16 protein-coding genes are annotated in these 18,458 nt (G+C 41.6%); 12 read left to right on the top strand and 4 right to left on the bottom strand.

Features of this window, described 5'->3' with window-relative positions; all coding sequences use genetic code 11:
• Positions 1–42 precede the first annotated feature (42 nt).
• Positions 43–351, top strand: coding sequence for a hypothetical protein (locus FTT87_RS04165; RefSeq protein ID WP_180174500.1), 309 nt, complete (start codon positions 43–45; stop codon positions 349–351).
• A gap of 113 nt (positions 352–464) precedes the next feature.
• Positions 465–1,241, top strand: coding sequence for a M48 family metallopeptidase (locus FTT87_RS04160; protein WP_166166685.1), 777 nt, complete (start codon positions 465–467; stop codon positions 1,239–1,241).
• 191 nt (positions 1,242–1,432) lie between these two features.
• On the opposite strand, the gene FTT87_RS04155 is transcribed toward FTT87_RS04160, so the two are convergent.
• Together FTT87_RS04155 and crp are read right to left on the bottom strand one after the other, a co-directional pair.
• Positions 1,433–2,482 (bottom strand): NADP(H)-dependent aldo-keto reductase, encoded by a 1,050-nt coding sequence (locus FTT87_RS04155; protein ID WP_180174458.1) that lies wholly within the window; start codon positions 2,480–2,482, stop codon positions 1,433–1,435.
• A gap of 185 nt (positions 2,483–2,667) precedes the next feature.
• Positions 2,668–3,375: a cAMP-activated global transcriptional regulator CRP gene (gene crp / locus FTT87_RS04150; protein WP_180174457.1), complete on the bottom strand. Its 708-nt coding sequence runs from the start codon at positions 3,373–3,375 to the stop codon at positions 2,668–2,670.
• A gap of 147 nt (positions 3,376–3,522) precedes the next feature.
• On the opposite strand from crp, the gene FTT87_RS04145 reads away from it, so the two are divergent.
• From FTT87_RS04145 to FTT87_RS04135, 3 genes are all read left to right on the top strand, one after another.
• Positions 3,523–3,945 carry an OsmC family protein gene (locus FTT87_RS04145; RefSeq protein ID WP_166166676.1) on the top strand — a complete coding sequence of 141 codons (423 nt, stop codon included), beginning with the start codon at positions 3,523–3,525 and terminating at the stop codon, positions 3,943–3,945.
• A gap of 454 nt (positions 3,946–4,399) precedes the next feature.
• Positions 4,400–6,982 carry an ATP-dependent chaperone ClpB gene (gene clpB, locus FTT87_RS04140; protein ID WP_180174456.1) on the top strand — a complete coding sequence of 861 codons (2,583 nt, stop codon included), beginning with the start codon at positions 4,400–4,402 and terminating at the stop codon, positions 6,980–6,982.
• A 221-nt stretch (positions 6,983–7,203) separates the two neighbouring features.
• The gene (locus tag FTT87_RS04135; protein ID WP_180174455.1) at positions 7,204–8,493 is read left to right on the top strand and encodes a hypothetical protein; all 1,290 of its coding nucleotides are present in this window, start codon (positions 7,204–7,206) and stop codon (positions 8,491–8,493) included.
• A 64-nt stretch (positions 8,494–8,557) separates the two neighbouring features.
• On the opposite strand, the gene rlmKL is transcribed toward FTT87_RS04135, so the two are convergent.
• A complete protein-coding gene (gene rlmKL, locus FTT87_RS04130; protein ID WP_180041809.1) occupies positions 8,558–10,768 on the bottom strand; it encodes a bifunctional 23S rRNA (guanine(2069)-N(7))-methyltransferase RlmK/23S rRNA (guanine(2445)-N(2))-methyltransferase RlmL in 2,211 nt (736 codons plus the stop codon).
• 234 nt (positions 10,769–11,002) lie between these two features.
• On the opposite strand from rlmKL, the gene FTT87_RS04125 reads away from it, so the two are divergent.
• From FTT87_RS04125 to FTT87_RS04095, 7 genes are all read left to right on the top strand, one after another.
• A complete protein-coding gene (locus FTT87_RS04125; RefSeq protein ID WP_180174454.1) occupies positions 11,003–11,323 on the top strand; it encodes a hypothetical protein in 321 nt (106 codons plus the stop codon).
• A 156-nt stretch (positions 11,324–11,479) separates the two neighbouring features.
• A complete protein-coding gene (locus FTT87_RS04120; RefSeq protein WP_180041805.1) occupies positions 11,480–11,818 on the top strand; it encodes a hypothetical protein in 339 nt (112 codons plus the stop codon).
• Positions 11,819–12,041: 223 nt separating this feature from the next.
• Positions 12,042–13,058, top strand: coding sequence for an aspartate carbamoyltransferase catalytic subunit (locus FTT87_RS04115; protein WP_086195586.1), 1,017 nt, complete (start codon positions 12,042–12,044; stop codon positions 13,056–13,058).
• A gap of 9 nt (positions 13,059–13,067) precedes the next feature.
• Positions 13,068–14,303, top strand: a complete 1,236-nt coding sequence (locus FTT87_RS04110; protein WP_180041803.1) for a dihydroorotase — start codon at positions 13,068–13,070, stop codon at positions 14,301–14,303.
• A 161-nt stretch (positions 14,304–14,464) separates the two neighbouring features.
• The gene (locus tag FTT87_RS04105; RefSeq protein WP_180174453.1) at positions 14,465–15,952 is read left to right on the top strand and encodes an OmpA family protein; all 1,488 of its coding nucleotides are present in this window, start codon (positions 14,465–14,467) and stop codon (positions 15,950–15,952) included.
• A gap of 142 nt (positions 15,953–16,094) precedes the next feature.
• Positions 16,095–16,892, top strand: coding sequence for a Rossmann-like and DUF2520 domain-containing protein (locus FTT87_RS04100; RefSeq protein WP_180174452.1), 798 nt, complete (start codon positions 16,095–16,097; stop codon positions 16,890–16,892).
• Between the two features lie 32 nt (positions 16,893–16,924).
• Positions 16,925–17,599: a class I SAM-dependent methyltransferase gene (locus FTT87_RS04095; RefSeq protein WP_180174451.1), complete on the top strand. Its 675-nt coding sequence runs from the start codon at positions 16,925–16,927 to the stop codon at positions 17,597–17,599.
• 59 nt (positions 17,600–17,658) lie between these two features.
• Here FTT87_RS04095 and trmB read toward each other — a convergent pair whose 3' ends face one another.
• Positions 17,659–18,375 (bottom strand): tRNA (guanosine(46)-N7)-methyltransferase TrmB, encoded by a 717-nt coding sequence (trmB, locus tag FTT87_RS04090; RefSeq protein WP_166166644.1) that lies wholly within the window; start codon positions 18,373–18,375, stop codon positions 17,659–17,661.
• Positions 18,376–18,458: the final 83 nt, after the last annotated feature.

The following is an 18,458-nucleotide window of genomic DNA, read 5'->3' as shown; positions in this document are numbered from 1 at the left end:
TGCTAGAATGTTAAATATAAAAGAAATACAAGGTTGTGCATGATGCATAAAAATATATCAGCGACGATGTTTTATTCATTACTCTTCGCAATGGGGGGAGCTCCTACTATTGCCATGCTGGTTATTCAGGCACAAACACAAGATCCCGCAATTATTAATGCAGCACTTATTGGATTAAGCGTTATCATTGCCTGTATTCTGGTCCCCATTGTTCTGATTCAAAATGCATTTTTATTTTTTAAGCGCAAAAATGAACAACTGGAACAGAAAATTAAACCCCTTTGCCAGATATACTTGGGGCTAAATGTTTTATGTTTGCTTTATTGGCTTAGTTTTCAATTTCTTAAATGACCTTGTTTACATAAATGATATGATTGTGAAGAGAATATCAATTTAAAGATTATTCACTATTTCATATAATCTCCTGAAAAGAGATATCTAGTTTTAAGGCGGAGATTATTATAATGAACAGCAAGCTGATTTTAAGTTTGTGTGCAGCGAGTGTAATCACTATTTCAGGTTGTACCACTGTAGCGGATATGGCTGGGGCAGATTCATCCACATTAAATGTTACTGCTGCGCAGGGCTTTAATAAAACTGTTCAGGAAGCAAGTGCCAATAAAACCTTAGATACTTCATCTACCACTTATAAGCGAATTAATTCGGTATTTTTACGTCTAAAACCTTATGGTGATCAAATCAACCAGACAGGCCAAAAGTTTGACTGGCAATTGGCTGTGCTGAAATCAGACCAGATTAATGCTTATGTGGCACCAGGGGGTAAAGTGGTGTTTTACACTGGTATTGTGAATAAACTTAATCTGACCGATGCTGAAATTGCAGCTGTGATGGGGCATGAAATGGTGCATGCCCTGGAAGAACATTCCAAACAAAAAATTGGTGCACAAGCTTTAACTGACCTGGCTTTAAACATTGGTTTAGGCTATGCAGGCAATAATGTCGGTCAATTGGGTGCAGCAGCAGCTCAGTTAGGCACACAAGTGGGTGTGGGCTTGCCATATTCACGTAGTCTTGAAAGCCGTGCAGACCAAGGTGGTTTAATGCTAATGGCACGTGCCGGTTATAACCCGCAAGCCGCGATTACCCTTTGGGAAAAAATGAACAAGTTAGAAGGTGCAGGTGGTACATCATTCCTGTCGACTCACCCTTCAAATGGTCAGCGTATCGAAGCAATGCGTAAAAACTTGCCTGCAGCTCAAGCTATTTATAACAGACGCTAATTGTTGTTTTATTCATAAAAAAGGATGCCTATAGCATCCTTTTTTGCTTTTACTCCCTCTTCCTATGGGGGATGAGCATCCTCAGAATATATTCTGAGTGCGCAAGGGAAGATTGTGTCAATAATTTTGAAGTTATCGAATAAAAGCACTAACGTTTCTCATTTTATTTTAAGCACTGCTTTAAAATAAAATTAGGGCGCTGGATTCGGCTGCTTGCGGTGAATATCTTCAATGCCCTGTAAAACTTCTGCTGATAAATCAATGTCAAAAGCCTGAATATTTTCTTTCAGTTGATCCAGGTTGGTTGCGCCAATAATGGTACTGGTGACAAAGAACTGCTGCTTAATAAATGCCAATGCCAGTTGGGTTAGGGTTAAGCCATGTCGCTCTGCAAGCTGAGCATACTGTTCAGTTGCCCATTCACTTTCAGGATTGCTATAGCGGCTAAAACGGGAAAATAGGGTGACCCGTGCATTGGCTGGACGAGCACCATGACGGAATTTACCGGTCAAGTAACCAAAAGCTAAAGGTGAATAGGCAAGTAAGCCGACATTTTCATAATGGGCAATTTCAGACATGCCAATTTCATAAGTCCGGTTCAACAGGCTATACGGATTTTGCACGCTGACAAATTTTTCCAAGCCTAACTTTTCAGCCAGATGTAAAAATTTTAAAGTTCCCCATGGGGTTTCATTGGACAGCCCAATATAACGGATACGGCCTTTTTTAATTTCATCACTTAAGGCGCTTAAGGTTTCTTCTAAGGCAGTGACTTGCTGTTGATTGTGCGCTTCTGTATTGCCATAACCCAATTTTCCGAAGAAATTGGTTGGGCGTTGTGGCCAATGCAATTGATACAGGTCAATATAATCGCTTTGCAGGCGTTTTAACGAGCCATCAATTGCCGAGCTAATCTCAGCTGCAGTAAAGCGTGTTTGGCCATCACGGATATGGCTGCCGCCTTGTGAGGGACCGGCGATTTTTGAGGTAATGAACAGCTGGTCACGCTGACCACGTTGTGCAATCCAGTTGCCCAGGATGGTTTCAGTTGCTCCTTGAGTCTCAGGTTTTGGCGGGACCGGATACATTTCTGCGGTATCCCAAAAAAATAACCCCTGATCCAATGCATATTCAAGCTGTTGAAAAGCCTCTGCCTGGGTATTTTGTTCACCAAAGGTCATGGTGCCTAAACAAATTTCAGGCACAAGAATCCCTGTATTGGCTAAAGGTTTGAGTTGCATAGAGGTTGATCCCTTAATTTTTATCAGGTTTAACATTGTGCATTAGGCTAACTGATTTTTGCATCAGGGGTAAATCATGAATTGTTTTAAAGTTGTCATAAAAATTTAAAAAGAACAGGTTGCAAATTACGGACATAAAAAAAAGCAAATCTTAGGATTTGCTTTTATGGTGAATGGAAGAAAACTTATTCTTCATCATCCTCGTCTTCTAAAGCTGCATTGCTATCTTCAGCAGAAACATCATAAATCAGGATGGCTTTACCATCAGTCAGGATCATGCCTTGTTCTTCCAGTGTTTTGAGGACACGACCGACCATTTCACGGGAACAACCAACAATACGGCCAATTTCCTGACGGGTAATACGGATTTGACGTCCATTCGGTAAAATCATGGCTTCTGGTTGAGAAGACAGGTCAATCAGGCAGCGTGCAATACGGCCAGATACATCAATAAATGCCAGGTCAGTCACTTTACGAGTGGTATTTTTTAAGCGACGTACAAGCTGGGCAAATACGGCATAGCTCAGGTCTGGATACTGTTTGCTTAATTCGTGGAAGTTTTCATAGGTGATTTCGGCAATTTCACATACGTCGCGTGTACGAACTTCTGCAGTACGTTGTGGATTTGCTTCAAAAAGACCCATTTCCCCAAAAAAGTCTCCAGCATTCAAATAGGCAACCACAATTTCACGATCATCATCTTCACGTAAAATAATGGATACCGAACCTTTTAAAATCAAATAAAGCGATTTTGATTCTGAGCCTGCATCTACAATTGCAGTGCGTTTTGGATAACGATTTATATATGCACGTTTTAATAATGCTTTTACTGACTCAGGGAGTTGACCAGGAGACAGCGCATCAGTGCTAAGTTGTGAAAAGTTTGAAGTCATGCTAACGGTTCCGAATATGGATAATTAATAGATCGCACAAGACCTAAAGTGAACTTGTCACACAGAAGAGCTGAAATTCCTTATCAACTCAATTTATGTTAGTGTACAGGTACGTCGTAAATTTATAGTTTTTTTCAGGTAGTTGCAATGCAAACAAGCGTTCATTGGCTAGAGAATGTTGCTTTTGAAGCAAAATCGGAAAGTGGTCACCAAATTGTAATGGATGGGGCCGAGGCATATGGTGGTCAAAACCGTGGACCACGTCCTATGGAGTTGATATTAATGGGACTTGGTGGCTGTGCTTCCTTTGATATTGTGACTATTTTAAAGAAATCTCGCCAAGATGTGACGGATGTTGTATGTCAGCTCAAAGCTGAACGTGCGGATAGCATCCCAGCCGTGTTTACCAAAATCCATTTACATTTTGTGGTAACGGGTAAAGCAGTCAAAGAAAAACAGGTCGCTAAAGCAGTTGAACTTTCAGCTGAAAAATACTGTTCTGCAAGCAAAATGTTATCGGATGGTGGGGTGGAAATTAGCCACGATTTTGAAATTATTGAAGTTGAATAATGAAATCCAGATGGCAATCCATTTTTGGATTGCCATTTTTTATTCTGCATCACAATTAAAAAGGTATAAAGTAAAAACGCATTTCACTCTAAGAGGGATTCAACAGTAACCCATTATACTTTGGGTGAATCCTGTCCTCTAAACATGCATTTCTAGAATATTCATCAAGTTGATTGATGTATTCATAATCACAATAGTTTTTTAAAAGCTTTGATGATTCCATTCCTTATTAAAAGATACAAAATGCCTAGGGAAGAGAATTTCATACATAAATGATCACAATACGCTTGAAAAAATTAGCTTAAACACCCATATTATAACTAACATCCAAGCTTTATATTAATTTGGTTTAGTTGTTGAAAATTAAAAATATTTTTTAAAAATGTTATTGAAAAATATCAAGCCATTCCCATCTATTATCCAAGTACAAAATTTGTTGTGAGGAAAAATAAGAATGCGTTTTGAAAAATTTACAAATCGCTTGCAGCAAGCCTTATCAGATGCTCAGTCTCTGGCCATGGGTAAAGACCATACTGCCATCTCAGGTATTCACATTTTATCGGTGTTACTGGAAGAGCCTGCCAATATCAGCCTGTTTCAGCAAGCCGGAGCAAATCTGCGTGATCTGCAAACCAAAGTGCAGCAAGCGCTTCAAGATGCGCCGACCATCGCTAATCCAACTGGGGACATCAACTTAAATCCTGAAGCGGTACGGGCTTTAAATCTGGCAGACAGCTATGCCCAAAAAGCCGGGGATGAGTTTTTATCTACCGACTGGGTGCTACTCGCTTTAGCGGAAACTGGTGCAACCAAAACTTTATTAAATAATGTCGGCGTAACTACTGAAAGCTTACGCAAAGCGATTGAAAAAATTCGAGGTGACGAAAAAGTCATGAGTAATACCCATGAAGATCAACGTGATTCACTCAATAAATACACCATAGACTTAACTGAACGTGCCATGTCCGGCAAACTTGACCCTGTGATTGGTCGTGATGAAGAAATCCGACGTACCATTCAGGTCTTGTCACGCCGTACCAAAAATAATCCGGTACTGATTGGTGAGCCTGGAGTAGGTAAAACGGCAATTGTCGAAGGCTTGGCACAACGTATTGTCAACGGTGAAGTTCCGGAAGGCCTGAAAGGTAAACGGGTTTTATCTTTGGACTTGGGTTCATTGCTGGCGGGTGCAAAATATCGCGGTGAGTTTGAAGAGCGATTAAAAGCAGTTCTGAAAGATTTGGCCAAACATGAAGGCGAAATCATCCTCTTCATTGATGAATTACATACCCTGGTAGGCGCAGGTAAGGGCGAAGGTGCCATGGATGCAGGCAATATGCTTAAACCTGCATTGGCCCGTGGTGAGCTGCGCTGTGTTGGTGCAACCACATTAGATGAATATCGTCAGTTCATCGAAAAAGATGCTGCACTGGAACGCCGTTTCCAAAAAGTATTGGTCGATGAACCAAGCGTTGAAGATACCATTGCAATTCTGCGTGGCTTAAAAGAGAAATATGCGACCCATCATGGTGTACAGATTCTGGATTCAGCGATTATTGCCGCAGCGAAAATGTCGCACCGCTATATCACTGACCGTCAATTGCCCGATAAAGCCATTGACCTGATTGATGAAGCAGCTTCGCGGATTAAAATGGAAATTGACTCCAAGCCTGAGCCACTCGATCGTTTGGACCGTCGCCTAATTCAGTTGAAAATGCAGCTGGAAGCGGTGAAACAGGATGCAGATTCGGTAAGCAAGGCAGAAGTCAGCCATCTGGAAAAACAGATCGAAGAAGTACAGCGTGAATACAGCGATCTGGAAGAACAGTGGATTGCTGAAAAACGACTGGTTGAAGGCACCAGTCAGGCGCAAGTTGAACTTGATAAAGCGCGTACCGCCTTTGAAAAAGCCCAGCGTGAAGGTGACTTGGCAGAAGCCAGCCGTTTGCAATACGGGGTTATTCCTGAATTACAAAAACGTCTTGCTGCTGAAGAAGTTGCTGAAGAAAATGGTGAGGAACCGAAACTGATCCGTACCAAAGTTACAGAAAATGAAATTGCCGAAGTGGTCAGTGCTGCAACCGGTATTCCTGTAGCGAAAATGCTGCAAGGTGAACGTGAAAAATTGCTGCATATGGAAGAATTCCTGCATAACCGTGTGGTTGGGCAAGATGAAGCCGTAGTAGCAGTCTCTAATGCAGTGCGTCGTTCGCGTGCAGGATTGTCTGATCCGAACCGTCCAAGTGGTTCATTCCTGTTCCTTGGCCCAACCGGGGTGGGTAAAACCGAATTGACCAAAGCCTTGGCCAACTTCCTGTTTGACAGTGATGATGCCATGGTGCGTATCGATATGAGTGAGTTCATGGAGAAACATTCGGTCAGCCGTTTGGTGGGTGCGCCTCCGGGATATGTCGGTTATGAAGAGGGCGGTATCTTGACTGAAGCAGTACGCCGTAAACCTTATAGCGTAGTGTTGTTTGATGAAGTGGAGAAAGCACATCCAGACGTATTTAATATTTTGCTGCAAGTACTGGATGATGGCCGCTTAACTGACTCGCAAGGTCGTGTGGTGGACTTTAAAAATACGGTAATTGTGTTGACTTCAAACCTGGGTTCACAAGATGTACGCGAACTTGGTGACAGTGCAACCGATGATGAAGTTCGTGCAGTGGTGATGGCGGCTGTATCTCAACATTTCCGTCCGGAATTTATTAACCGTATTGATGAGCTGGTCGTGTTCCATTCACTGAAAAAAGCGCAAATTCGTGGTATTGCCGATATTCAGCTGGATCGTTTACGTGCACGTTTAAGCGAAAAAGACATGCGTCTTTCAGTGGATGATACTGCATTTGATCAGTTGATTGATGCCGGTTTTGACCCTGTGTATGGTGCTCGTCCATTGAAGCGTGCTATCCAGCAACAAGTAGAAAATACATTGGCTCAAAAAATCCTGAGTGGTGATTTTCTGCCAGGAGATACCATTTTCGTAAAAGGGGAAAATGGTCATCTTGAATTTGAAAAAATGAAATTAAGTTAATGTGCTGTAAATAGAAAAAACCTGGCTTCGGCTGGGTTTTTTTATGCCTGACAATTTCAGTCGAAAAAGTGAAATTTTAGGTAAAAAATTGACATAATTTTTAAAGTTTTTTTGGTTTTTTATGTGTATAAGTTATTAATTATTAAAAATAATTATCTTTTATTAAAAAAATTACTTATACTTATTATTTAATAAAAACACATAAATCTAGAGCAGATACTATGTCAAAATTAACTTGGGGTCTGGGAAGCATTGTGGTATTGGCAACAGCGGTCATAGGAGGGAATTTATATGCAGACAAAAGTTTAACTTCCTATTATCAGCAGTCTCAAAAATCAAATTTCATGTCGATTCAGTATAAAAATTTTAATATGGGCGTGATGCAGGGTTCTGCCGACTGGACGGCCGAATTCACTCTTAATCCCTGTAAGCCTAAAGATATCCTGATGATCAGCGGGCAAGATCAAATCAAGCGCAGCTGGAATGGCTATCAGATTCAATCAAAAATCTTCCTAAAGCAAGGTGATGCAACCTTCCAACGTTTACTGAAGCAACCGTTAACAGTTCAAACAAAAATTGATTGGTTGGGAAGAATGCACACTTCACTTGTCACCCCAGTGTATGAGAAAAATGAGGCAGATATACAAACCCGCATTGATCCCATGACTTTTACAATGCTTGCCAAATCAAAAGATGACCAATTCGATGTGTTGAATGTAAAATTTCAAATTCCGAATATGATGGTGAATGATAAGTTGGGCCAGATGCAGATGCAGATGCAGATGCGCGATTTAGAGTTTGAAAGCAATCAGGGTTTAAACACGGTTCTGAAGGAGGGGGAAGCTCGTTTAAATATTGCTTCAATTCAGCGTACGGATCGAAATGTACAGCAGTTTGGCAGTGGTGAATTAAAAGGCTTTGCTTTGCGGGTAAATACTCAGCTCGATAAAACCAAGGTTGCTTTTGATACTCAGGTCAAAATTGATGAAATGACCATGTATAAAACTCCTAGTTTTCATGATTTTGAAATGAATTTTAAGCTGACTGATCTTAATCGACAAAAAGTGCAGAATTTTTTTGATTTATTGGAAAAAAGTAGTGCAGCATGTATAGCAAAAGAAGAACTCAATCAGGATATGGTGAGCAGTTTCCTGGCCATTGTAAATGACGGTTTTGCTTTTGAATCGCAGAATAATCAAATTAAGGTGGGTGAGGGTTATGCCAAAGCCAGCCTGACAGGAAAGGTGATGCCGGGGCATCAATCCTCTTTTGAAAGTTTGGTTAAAATGGCACCGAATCTGGTCGAATATCAGGCCAATCTTGAATATGATAAACAGATCATGAAAACCATCATGAAAAACTATCTGCAACAGGGCGGTAAAACCTTATCTGACCAGGAACTTGAGCAAATGCTGGATGGTATGCAGCAGACGCTGCAAGCGAAACGGGAAGGTGATATCTTAAAAATCGGTATTGAATATAAATACGGTGAAAAGAAATTTTTAAATTAACATATGTAAAAACAAAGGCTGCCAGATAGGCAGCCTTTTTAGTTAGTGCAGTATCTAAAATATATTAGCCATTTTGTGGATGTTGAATTTTCCATGCACGGTGGATTTTGGTATTACGTTTAAAGTCTGGTCCAATGGTTTCATTGGTAATTTCCTGAACATCAAAGAACGCCAGAATTTCTTCATCCATCTCGAAACCACGATAGTTATTCGAAAAGTATAAAGTTCCTTCTGTAGTCAGGCGGTTCATGGCACGCTTGATGAGGGATAAATGGTCACGTTGTACATCAAAGGTACCATAAAACTTTTTCGAATTCGAGAAGGTTGGCGGATCGATAAAAATGAGGTCATATTGTTCATGACCTTCTTTTAGCCATTCAAAACAGTCACTGGCAAAGAACTGGTGTTGTTCATCGGCATGATCTACGGTTAAACCGTTCAAGACAAAGTTTTCTTTGGACCAGTTCAGGTAAGTGTTGGATAAATCGACACTGGTGGTACTGGCAGCGCCCCCTAAAGCTGCGTGTAGGCTTGCTGTAGAGGTATAACTATACAGGTTGAGGAAATGCTTTCCTTTCGCTTCTGCTGCAATACGCAAGCGCATTTGACGATGATCCAGAAACAGGCCGGTATCCAGATAATCCGTCAAGTTGACTAAAATTTTGGCTTTGCCTTCCTGTACGATAAAACGTTTAGACGCAGTACTCTGTTTAGTGTACTGGTTTTTACCTTCCTGACGTGCACGGGTTTTAATGAAAATGGCATCACGACCTAAACCGGTCACTGCACGAATGGCTTGTAAAGCAAGATTAAAACGCTTTTTAGCTTTTTCCGGATCGATGGTTTTTGGTGGTGCATATTCTTGCACATGTAAACGGTCACCATATAAATCTACCGCAACATTAAAGTCAGGCAAATCGGCATCATATAAACGCAAACAGTAAATGTTTTCTTTTACTGCCCATTTTTTTAGATTCTGCATGTTTTTTTGCAGACGGTTGGTAAAGTCCTGAGCACCTTCAATCGGCTCGAACTGCTGCGGTTGCCAGTGAGCCAAGAACGGTTCTGATACTGGTGCAGGCTTAATAATGCCGAAACGTACATAAATCGGCAGTTTACCATTCATCAAACGCAGAATTTGCGGTTCATTGAATGCCAGCACGTCGGCTTGTTCAACCTGCGCAGCAATTACCGCAGCATACTGGTTCGGGAAGTTCTTTTGTAGCAGGGCAGATAAACCTAAATATAAGGCACGGTTAGAGGCTTTGTCACCTAAACGCTCACCATAAGGCGGGTTGGTGACAATAAATGAGGTTTTGCCTTCAGCCTTGAAATCAGGCCAATCAGCCAGCGTGCGCTCTTCAATTTTGATATGGTCAAGCAGCTTTTCAAAACCGGCTGCAATGATGTTTTGCTTGGTGGCCTTGACTGCTTCCCAGTCTGCATCATAGGCATAAAACTGCGGTAAAGGCTGTTGTTGCAATGCTGTTTGATGGCGTTCTGCGGCTTCTGCCTTAATTGACATCCACAGTTCATGGTCGTGACCATTCCAGCCATTAAAGCCAAAGCGACGTACCAGGCCAGGAGCACGGTCAGTCAGCATCATCAATGATTCAATGATAAAGGTCCCTGAACCACACATCGGGTCGAGAATAATATCGGGATTACGTTTTTTTAATTGGGCTTTTTGCAGAATGGCTGCCGCAAGATTTTCTTTAATCGGCGCATCGGTCATGTAATGACGATAGCCACGTTTATGTAAGGAATCGCCAGATAAATCCAGACAATAGGTATGCGCAGTTTTACCAGCAAGTACATAGAGGGTAATTTCTGGCTGTTTGATGTCGATACTTGGGCGTTTACCCACAGCTTCCATAAAGGAATCCACCACACCATCTTTTACCCGTAAAGTTGCGAATTGTGTATTGACCTTGATTTCACGTTCTACATGTAAACGAATGGCAAATGTACTTTGTGGTGCGAAAATGAGTGACCAGTCAAAGTTGATTGCACCTTCATAGAGCTCTTCTGCAACATCACGTGCGTCATGGGTAAATTCAAGTTCATGAACATGAATAGGGGTTAAAACACGTGAAGCCAAACGAGACCACATGCAAATACGGTATGCATCTGCCAGTGTGCCTTTGAAAATCAAACGACCCGGTAACTGTTCAATATTTTGAACACCTAAACCTTCAATTTCCTCGCGGAGTAAGGTTTCAAGACCATCTGCACAGGTGACCCAGTAATTGCTTAAACGTGAAGAGGTATTCATAAAATAGAGAGACCGAAAAAATAAAATAAAAACTTGTATAAGTTTAACTTATTTTAGTGCTGAAAACTTTTTATATTTTGAAAACTTCAAGCGACTTAGGTCAGTGTATTAATTATAAAAAGCTCTAAATGTTGGAATAAAAAGCCAATTGAAAATTCAGACGATATGTAAAATTACATTGCGCTTAAAAGTAAGTTTTAAAGTTTAATGAATGGATTTTATTGAGGGAAAAATGTGAATATTACAGCAAAAAAGGATGATATTTTTTCAGTTGCGACATTATTATATGCACGCTTAAGGAAAGTGAATAGCCGGGTTATTGATGTCATGTATTTAATGCAGGATCGTTCCTATGCACATCATGTGGTCACACTTGCACTTGAGACAAAGGATCCAGAGCTTGCCAGCTATGTGGAACGTTTGCGAGTGCTTTTAGACTTACAGGATGATCGTGAACTTACAAATGGAGAAGATCAACAGATTCGTCTTTCGAAGGAAAATAATGCCAATAAAAAAGTTTTTGACGAAGGCCATGTAAGTTTTAGCCTATTCTAAAATATAATAAAAACATCATTTTAAGAGAGCTCATATGTTGAATCATGTGAGCTTTTTTTGATATTGGTACAGATATTGCTGCATAGCCCAGTGAGGCTGCTTGATCAAGAAGAGCACTTGATGCCTCACTTTCTTTTTTAGAGATGGGAATGACAAATGTCAGAAAGTGTAATCATTACAAATGAAGTTTTTTCAGTGGCAACACTTATTTATGCACGGTTAAGACGGGTATCAGGGCGTGTGATTGATGCAAGCTATCTTACAGAGAATGTCGAATATGCCGAACATGTGGTGGCAATGGCGAAACAGACACAAGACCCTGAATTACTTCGCCTAGTTGAACGTTTGACTAAAGTGCTGGGACTAAAAACTGATGAAGAGCCTGAAAATGAAATTCAGTTCACCCAACATGAAGAATTAATTTCGGTTGAACCCACTCAAGAAGATATAGAGCGTGCACAAGGGGCAAACCGCTACATTGGGGCTCTACGTTAGTTGTCTAGGGTAACTCGGAATCAGGCTGAGTTACCTGTTTTTATTTTAAAAATCAGATGGCTAAATCATTGAATGGTTAATTTATCTTATTGAAAAATTAAATGGGAATTATATTTTTTATTCCAAATACCGAGCTGCTTTTTAGACAAGTAAGATCAAGCTGAACTATTTAAATCGCTTAAACTCTGTATAATACGTTGACTTAACGTATAAGGAATCTCTCATGCACTTGGCGGCATTGCATACTCCGAGCCAGATTCAACTCAACCAAGATGGTAACTTAAAACACTTCCTCACCATCGAGGGTCTTTCTAAAGAAACACTCACAAAAATATTGGACACTGCGCAGTCCTTTTTTAATGACCAAAATCAGCTGATTACCAATAATCTTCTCGAAGGTCGTACGGTGATGAACCTGTTTTTCGAGAACTCTACCCGTACCCGTACCACTTTTGAAGCTGCAGCAAAGCGTTTGTCTGCCAATGTGCTCAACATTGATATTGCGCGTTCTAGTACCTCTAAAGGCGAAACCCTGCGTGACACCTTGTGGAATCTGGAAGCCATGGCAACCGACATTTTTGTGGTGCGTCATTCATCTTCAGGTGCGCCGCATTTTATTGCCAAAGATGTCTGCCCGAATGTTGCCATTATTAATGCCGGTGATGGCCGTCATGCACATCCGACACAAGCGATGCTGGACATGCTGACCATTCGCCGTGAAACCAAAAAGAATTTTGAAGATATCAGCATTGCCATTATTGGTGACATCAAGCATTCACGTGTAGCACGTTCAGATGTTGCGGCACTGCAAACTTTAGGCTGTAAAGATATCCGTGTGATTGCGCCAAATACCTTGCTGCCTTATGGTTTTGCTGAATATGGCGAAGGTGTCCGTTTATTTAACAACATGGAAGAAGGCATTAAAGATTGCGACGTGATCATTACCCTGCGTATTCAAAACGAACGTATTGATTCACCCGCTTTATCTTCACAAGCTGAATTTTACAAAATGTACGGTCTGAACAAAGAGCGTCTGGCTATGGCAAAACCGGATTGCATCGTGATGCATCCAGGCCCAATGAACCGTGGTGTGGAAATTGATTCCAGTATTGCCGATGGCACCCAGTCAGTGATTCTGCATCAGGTGACCAACGGTATTGCAGTACGTATGGCGGTATTGGCTCTGGCAATGCAAGGTCAGTTGCAAGAAAAAGGTTTGTTAGAAGCGGTTGCGGGATAAGGGAAAGTCATGAGTATTGTAAAAATTGAAAATGTACGTGTCTTGGACCCCATCAATAAAACCGACAGCGTACAGACTGTATATATTGAAAATGGCAAACGAGTTGCTGAAACTGCTAATGTCACTGAAACGATTAACGGGCAAGGTAAATGGCTGATGCCAACTATGGTGGATCTGTGCGCGCGTTTACGTGAACCGGGTCAGCAGCAGCATGGGACTTTAAAGTCTGAAGGCAAAGCTGCCCGTGAAAACGGTATTCTGCATGTGTTTACCCCACCAGACTCAAAACCGATCGTACAAGACAATGGTGCTTTAATTCATGGTCTGGTGGAAAAAGCCATGCTGGATGGTGGCATTTATTTGCAGGTGATTGGTGCACAAACGCAAGGTTTGAAAGGCAATCAACCTGCCAATATGGCGAGTCTGAAAAAGGGTGGCTGTACTGCAGTTTCCAATGCCAATGCACCGTTTGCCGATGATGATGTAGTGATTCGTACCCTGGAGTATGCTGCTGGGCTGAATATGACCGTCGTGTTCTATGCGGAAGAACCACAAATTGCCAAAGACGGTTGTGTGCATGAAGGCTTTATTGCTTCACGTCAGGGCTTGCCGATGATTCCAGCTTTGGCTGAAACCGTTGCGATTGCAAAATATCTGCTGATGATTGAAGCGACTAAAGTCCGTGCTCACTTCGGCTTATTGTCTTGCGGTGCTTCTGTGGAACTGATTCGTATTGCAAAAGAAAAAGGTTTGCCAGTAACTTGTGATGTGGCTATGCACCAGTTACATCTGACCGATCAGCTGATTGATGGCTTCAATTCACTTGCTCATGTACGTCCGCCTTTACGTTCCGAGCAAGACAAGAACTTGCTGCGTCAGGGTGTGAAAGATGGCATCATTGATGCGATTACGACTCACCATGAACCACTGAGCAGTTCTGCAAAAATGGCGCCATTTGCTGAAACCCAACCAGGTTTTACTGCATTTGATACATTTGTACCTTTTGGTATTCAACTCATCAATGAAGGTTTATTTGAGCCTTTGGAGTGGGTGGAAAAAGTTACCGTTGCACCGGCAAAAGTAGCAAACATGCTAGAACGCTGGACTGAAGAAGCGGGCTGGGCTTTGCTTGATCCTCAACTTGAGTGGACAGTCAGCAAAGAAAGCATCGTGTCTCAAGGTAAAAATACCCCGCTGATTAACCAGAAAGTGGTGGGTAAAGTGATTAAAACTTTTGCGGCTTAAGCGATTAGATTGAATGTAAAATTTAAGAAAGTCAGCTTCGGCTGGCTTTTTTATTATTGAAAAATAATAGTATTCAAATAATACAATTTATTACACTGACTAAAAAATGAACGAATAGACTAAAAAAGGACATGATAAAAAGACAATAAGAGGAATAAGCCATGAATCTTAATTTGATTGATTTATTAAAGCAGAAAGTATCTGCAACGGTTTTGGAGGGTGAAACCGAATACCTGAGTGAGAAAAGTCAGGCCTTAAGCAGTTTTATCCCCATTTTGTTATCTATCTTTAAATCTAAACCAGAGTTTATTATAAATTTACAGAATCAATTAAATCCAAGACTGGGCGATATCTTTATCATCAACCCCTCTTTAAAGCAGGAATTTTTGCAACAGATTTCAGGCACGGCGCCGACTAAAACAATCGAATCAACGCTCAATCGTTCTATAGCACCAACTTTGAGAGTACTGGAAGATGAGGCTGGATCTTCCGAACCTAGTGCCATTACCCATCTTATTGCAAGCCATTGGCCCGCAGTATTCAGTGCTTTGCCACATTGGGCTCCCGCACTCCTCAGCGCTTTAGGGATGGATACTGCATCGGGGCAAACTTTACATCAAGTGCCCCCCGTTGACCCTTATCAGGTCATTGAGGAAAAAAAGAAATCAGGTTTTTTAATTCCCTTGATTGTTTTCCTTATTTTAGCTGCGCTATTGGCATTTATTTTTAAGTCGTGTTCAGATAAAAAAGAAAGTACTCCAGCCAGTGGTATACCTGCTGAAACAGCGAGTAGTGAACCGGCAAAATTGCAACTCAGTACCGGTTCGACAGGAGATTTAATCACATGTCAGCTCTATTCCGGTAATGCAAATTATATTGATATTTTACAACAAGAAATTAAACAGATTTTTAATCACAATATCGGTTGTGGTGTAGAAAACAATAGCCGTTATCATTCAGAATTTATCGATCAGGATGTCATTCCAAGCGTATTGAAACTGGTCAAAGGTGTACCTAATGTCTCATTAACCTGGATGGGAGATCAGCTCTTCATTCAGACTGCTCATCCGGCGGATGCTGAACAGCTTGCAGCTCAAATTCGTCCCCTAGCAAAAAACATGACTGTGCTGACTCCGGCTGGAATGCAGAGTGCATCAGCAGTTGTAGATCCCGATACTGCCATTGCTACCGGCAATAGCAATGCAGAACAAGCATTGGCGGAAATTAATCCAGAGCAGATTCGTGCACTGGATATTGCAACCGCACTGAATATGCAGATTATCAATTTTGCTACCGCAAGTGCCGAGATTCCAGATGCCAATAAATCGATTCTGGATCAGGCTGCTGCCTTGATTAAACGCGCGCCACAGGTCCATTTAACTGTTAAAGGGCATACAGATGCCGTAGGGAGTGCCGAAAAAAATAAGGCATTGTCGCAAAAACGTGCTCAAGCCGTTGTGGATTATCTAGTCAAACAAGGCGTTGATCCGGCCCAGTTGCAGGCGATGGGTTATGGTTCGCAGCAACCTGTAGCGGATAATGCAACGCTTGAAGGACAATTCAAAAATCGCCGTATTGAGTTTGAAGTATTAAATACCGAAACAGGCGTGGTACGTGAAGTGGGTGAGCAGGGTGTAAATAAGCAGTAATAAGTGAAAGGTCAACTTTATCTCGGTTTAAAAAAAGTACACTTATCCATACATATTGAATTGCAATTAAATAAAAGGACGAATTGATTCGTCCTTTTATTATTGGCATGCTTGTACAGAATTGTAAAACGTGAACTTAGGTATGCGAATTAGTTTTATTGGTGCGGGACGCGTGGCGCATCATCTGGCTGCTGTTTTAAGCCAAAATCATCAAATTGTACAGATCTATAGCCGGACTTTAGAACATGCCCAGACTTTGGCAAGTCAGGTCACTGCACAGGCAATAGTCAATATTGCAGAACTTCAAGCAGATGTGGATTTGGTGATTATTGCAGTGAGCGATCAAGTAATTGCTGAGGTCATTCAACAGGTGCATGCACAATTAGCCGATGTCTTGATTGTGCATACCTCAGGCAGTACCGATATTCAAGTTCTGGCAGAGGTTCATGCACGTGCCGGAGTATTTTATCCTTTACAAACTTTTAGCCTGGCCCGAGAAGTAGATTGGCAGGCCACGCCATTGTTTGTGGAAGCAGTCCAGCAGAATGATCTGGCGCAATTGACCAATCTAGCAAATAGCTTAAGTTCACGAGTCTATCAATATTCATCGGCGCAACGTTTAAGCCTGCATTTGGCGGCTGTATTTGCCTGTAATTTCAGCAATTATTGTTATGACATGGCGAAGCAGGTGGTCGATGCACAGCAAGTCGATTTCTCGCTGCTTTACCCGTTAATTTTGGAAACCGCCCATAAAGCTGTACAGCATGACCCTAAGCAGATGCAGACCGGGCCTGCAATGCGGGGAGATCAAAATATCCTGAATATGCATCAACAGATGCTGGATGATGCCAAACGGGAAGATTTGAAAAATATTTACAATCTGATGAGCCAACAGATTTTGCAATCGCATCATCCTGATGAGTCACTTAAACTTAAATAAATTCAGGTCATGCATTGTAAAGGGAGGCACTTATGGCAAAGGATTTTAATAGCCAGTATGTGGTAGACGGTTATGATTTACACATCCGGAAGCTCATTCCTGGTTATGAAGTGGTACATCAGCAAATTACGGCTTTATTAAAAACTTATGTGGATGAGTATGCGCATGTGCTGATTGTCGGTTGTGGTACCGGCTATGAGCTGGGTCATCTGGTCCAGTTGTTTCCTGAATGGACTTTTACCGCAACAGAGTTGTCGCAAAACATGCTGGATAAAGCCAAACATCATATCCACGCCTTAAATGCATTGCATCGGGTGGAGTTTGTATTGGGTGATGTAGACCAGTTAAAAACTGGCCCATCCTATGATGCCGCACTTTCCATTCTGGTGACGCATTTTGTCAATTATGCGGATAAGCCCAAGTTCTTTAAAGGTATTTATTCACGTTTAAAAGCTCAGGGCATATTCATAACTTTTGACTTAACCAAAATAAACTCGGCTCATGAGCTGGAAACATTAAAACAGATTTGTGACGCAAATGGTTTGACCCCAGCACAAGCTGCGGCCATGGTAGAACGCATGGAGGATGATTTTTATCCATTATCGGAGCAGGAAACTTTTGAACAACTGAAAGCGAGTGGTTTCGATGCTGTGCAGCGGTTTACCCAGATTTTATCCTATCAAGGTTATATGGCGATAAAAGCTTAAACTTTGAGTATAAAAAATGGCTCATTGATATGAGCCATTTTTTATTCTGTCGATTAAGGTTATTTGATTTTCTTGAACAGGAAGTCGTTAATTTTATGACCTTCCTCTAAACCGCGACGTTCAAATTTGGTTTGTGGGCGCCAGTCTGGACGTGGATAGCTGTTGCCTTTGCCGGCCATATTTTCAAGGTTTGGACGGTTATCCAAAACGTCCAGCATCCATTCAGCATAAGGTTCCCAATCGGTTGCTGAGTGGAAAGTCCCGCCCATTTCCAGTTTCTGTTCCACCAGCGGCATACGGTCGTGTGATACAAAGCGACGTTTGAAATGACGTTTCTTCTGCCAAGGATCAGGAAAATACAGCTGAATGGCATTAATACTGTTGTCTGGCATTTCACGAAGCACCTGAATGGCATCGGCATCAAGTAAACGCAGGTTGGTTAAGCCTGCCATACCGGCTTCATACACACATTGTGCGATACCCGGAACATGGACTTCAATGCCGACATAGTTGCGTTCAGGATTGGCTTTTGCCATGAGTACCAGTGAACGACCCATACCAAAACCAATTTCCACCGTAAGTGGGCGTTCAGGATGTTCAAAATGCTGACGCAAATCACCCACCGGATATTCCAAAATGAGCTGACCATATTGTTCAAGCGCAGTACGTTGAGAGGTATTCAGCGGAGATGAACGGCGCATAAAAGTGACAATTTCGCGATGTTCATTCAAGTTGTCCAGCTCTACGACTTGCTGGTCTAATTGATCGTTCGACATAACTTTGGCAAATGTAAAAAATTCGAATGCGGTATTTTAAGTCCTGCACCTAACAAGTCAAACTTTTCTCGGTTTTTTCGGTC

It is taken from the genome of Acinetobacter sp. YH01022 (genome assembly GCF_013420235.1).
Lineage (GTDB): Bacteria > Pseudomonadota > Gammaproteobacteria > Pseudomonadales > Moraxellaceae > Acinetobacter.
This window is presented reverse-complemented; position numbering and strand designations above follow the sequence as displayed.

Bases quoted from the DNA above. Each gene is read 5' to 3' on its own strand.
- FTT87_RS04165 (WP_180174500.1), top strand. From the start codon at position 43: ATGCATAAAAATATATCAGCGACGATGTTTTATTCATTACTCTTCGCA.
- FTT87_RS04160 (WP_166166685.1), top strand. From the start codon at position 465: ATGAACAGCAAGCTGATTTTAAGTTTGTGTGCAGCGAGTGTAATCACT.
- FTT87_RS04155 (WP_180174458.1), bottom strand. From the start codon at position 2,482: ATGCAACTCAAACCTTTAGCCAATACAGGGATTCTTGTGCCTGAAATT.
- crp (WP_180174457.1), bottom strand. From the start codon at position 3,375: ATGACTTCAAACTTTTCACAACTTAGCACTGATGCGCTGTCTCCTGGT.
- FTT87_RS04145 (WP_166166676.1), top strand. From the start codon at position 3,523: ATGCAAACAAGCGTTCATTGGCTAGAGAATGTTGCTTTTGAAGCAAAA.
- clpB (WP_180174456.1), top strand. From the start codon at position 4,400: ATGCGTTTTGAAAAATTTACAAATCGCTTGCAGCAAGCCTTATCAGAT.
- FTT87_RS04135 (WP_180174455.1), top strand. From the start codon at position 7,204: ATGTCAAAATTAACTTGGGGTCTGGGAAGCATTGTGGTATTGGCAACA.
- rlmKL (WP_180041809.1), bottom strand. From the start codon at position 10,768: ATGAATACCTCTTCACGTTTAAGCAATTACTGGGTCACCTGTGCAGAT.
- FTT87_RS04120 (WP_180041805.1), top strand. From the start codon at position 11,480: ATGTCAGAAAGTGTAATCATTACAAATGAAGTTTTTTCAGTGGCAACA.
- FTT87_RS04115 (WP_086195586.1), top strand. From the start codon at position 12,042: ATGCACTTGGCGGCATTGCATACTCCGAGCCAGATTCAACTCAACCAA.
- FTT87_RS04110 (WP_180041803.1), top strand. From the start codon at position 13,068: ATGAGTATTGTAAAAATTGAAAATGTACGTGTCTTGGACCCCATCAAT.
- FTT87_RS04105 (WP_180174453.1), top strand. From the start codon at position 14,465: ATGAATCTTAATTTGATTGATTTATTAAAGCAGAAAGTATCTGCAACG.
- FTT87_RS04100 (WP_180174452.1), top strand. From the start codon at position 16,095: ATGCGAATTAGTTTTATTGGTGCGGGACGCGTGGCGCATCATCTGGCT.
- FTT87_RS04095 (WP_180174451.1), top strand. From the start codon at position 16,925: ATGGCAAAGGATTTTAATAGCCAGTATGTGGTAGACGGTTATGATTTA.
- trmB (WP_166166644.1), bottom strand. From the start codon at position 18,375: ATGTCGAACGATCAATTAGACCAGCAAGTCGTAGAGCTGGACAACTTG.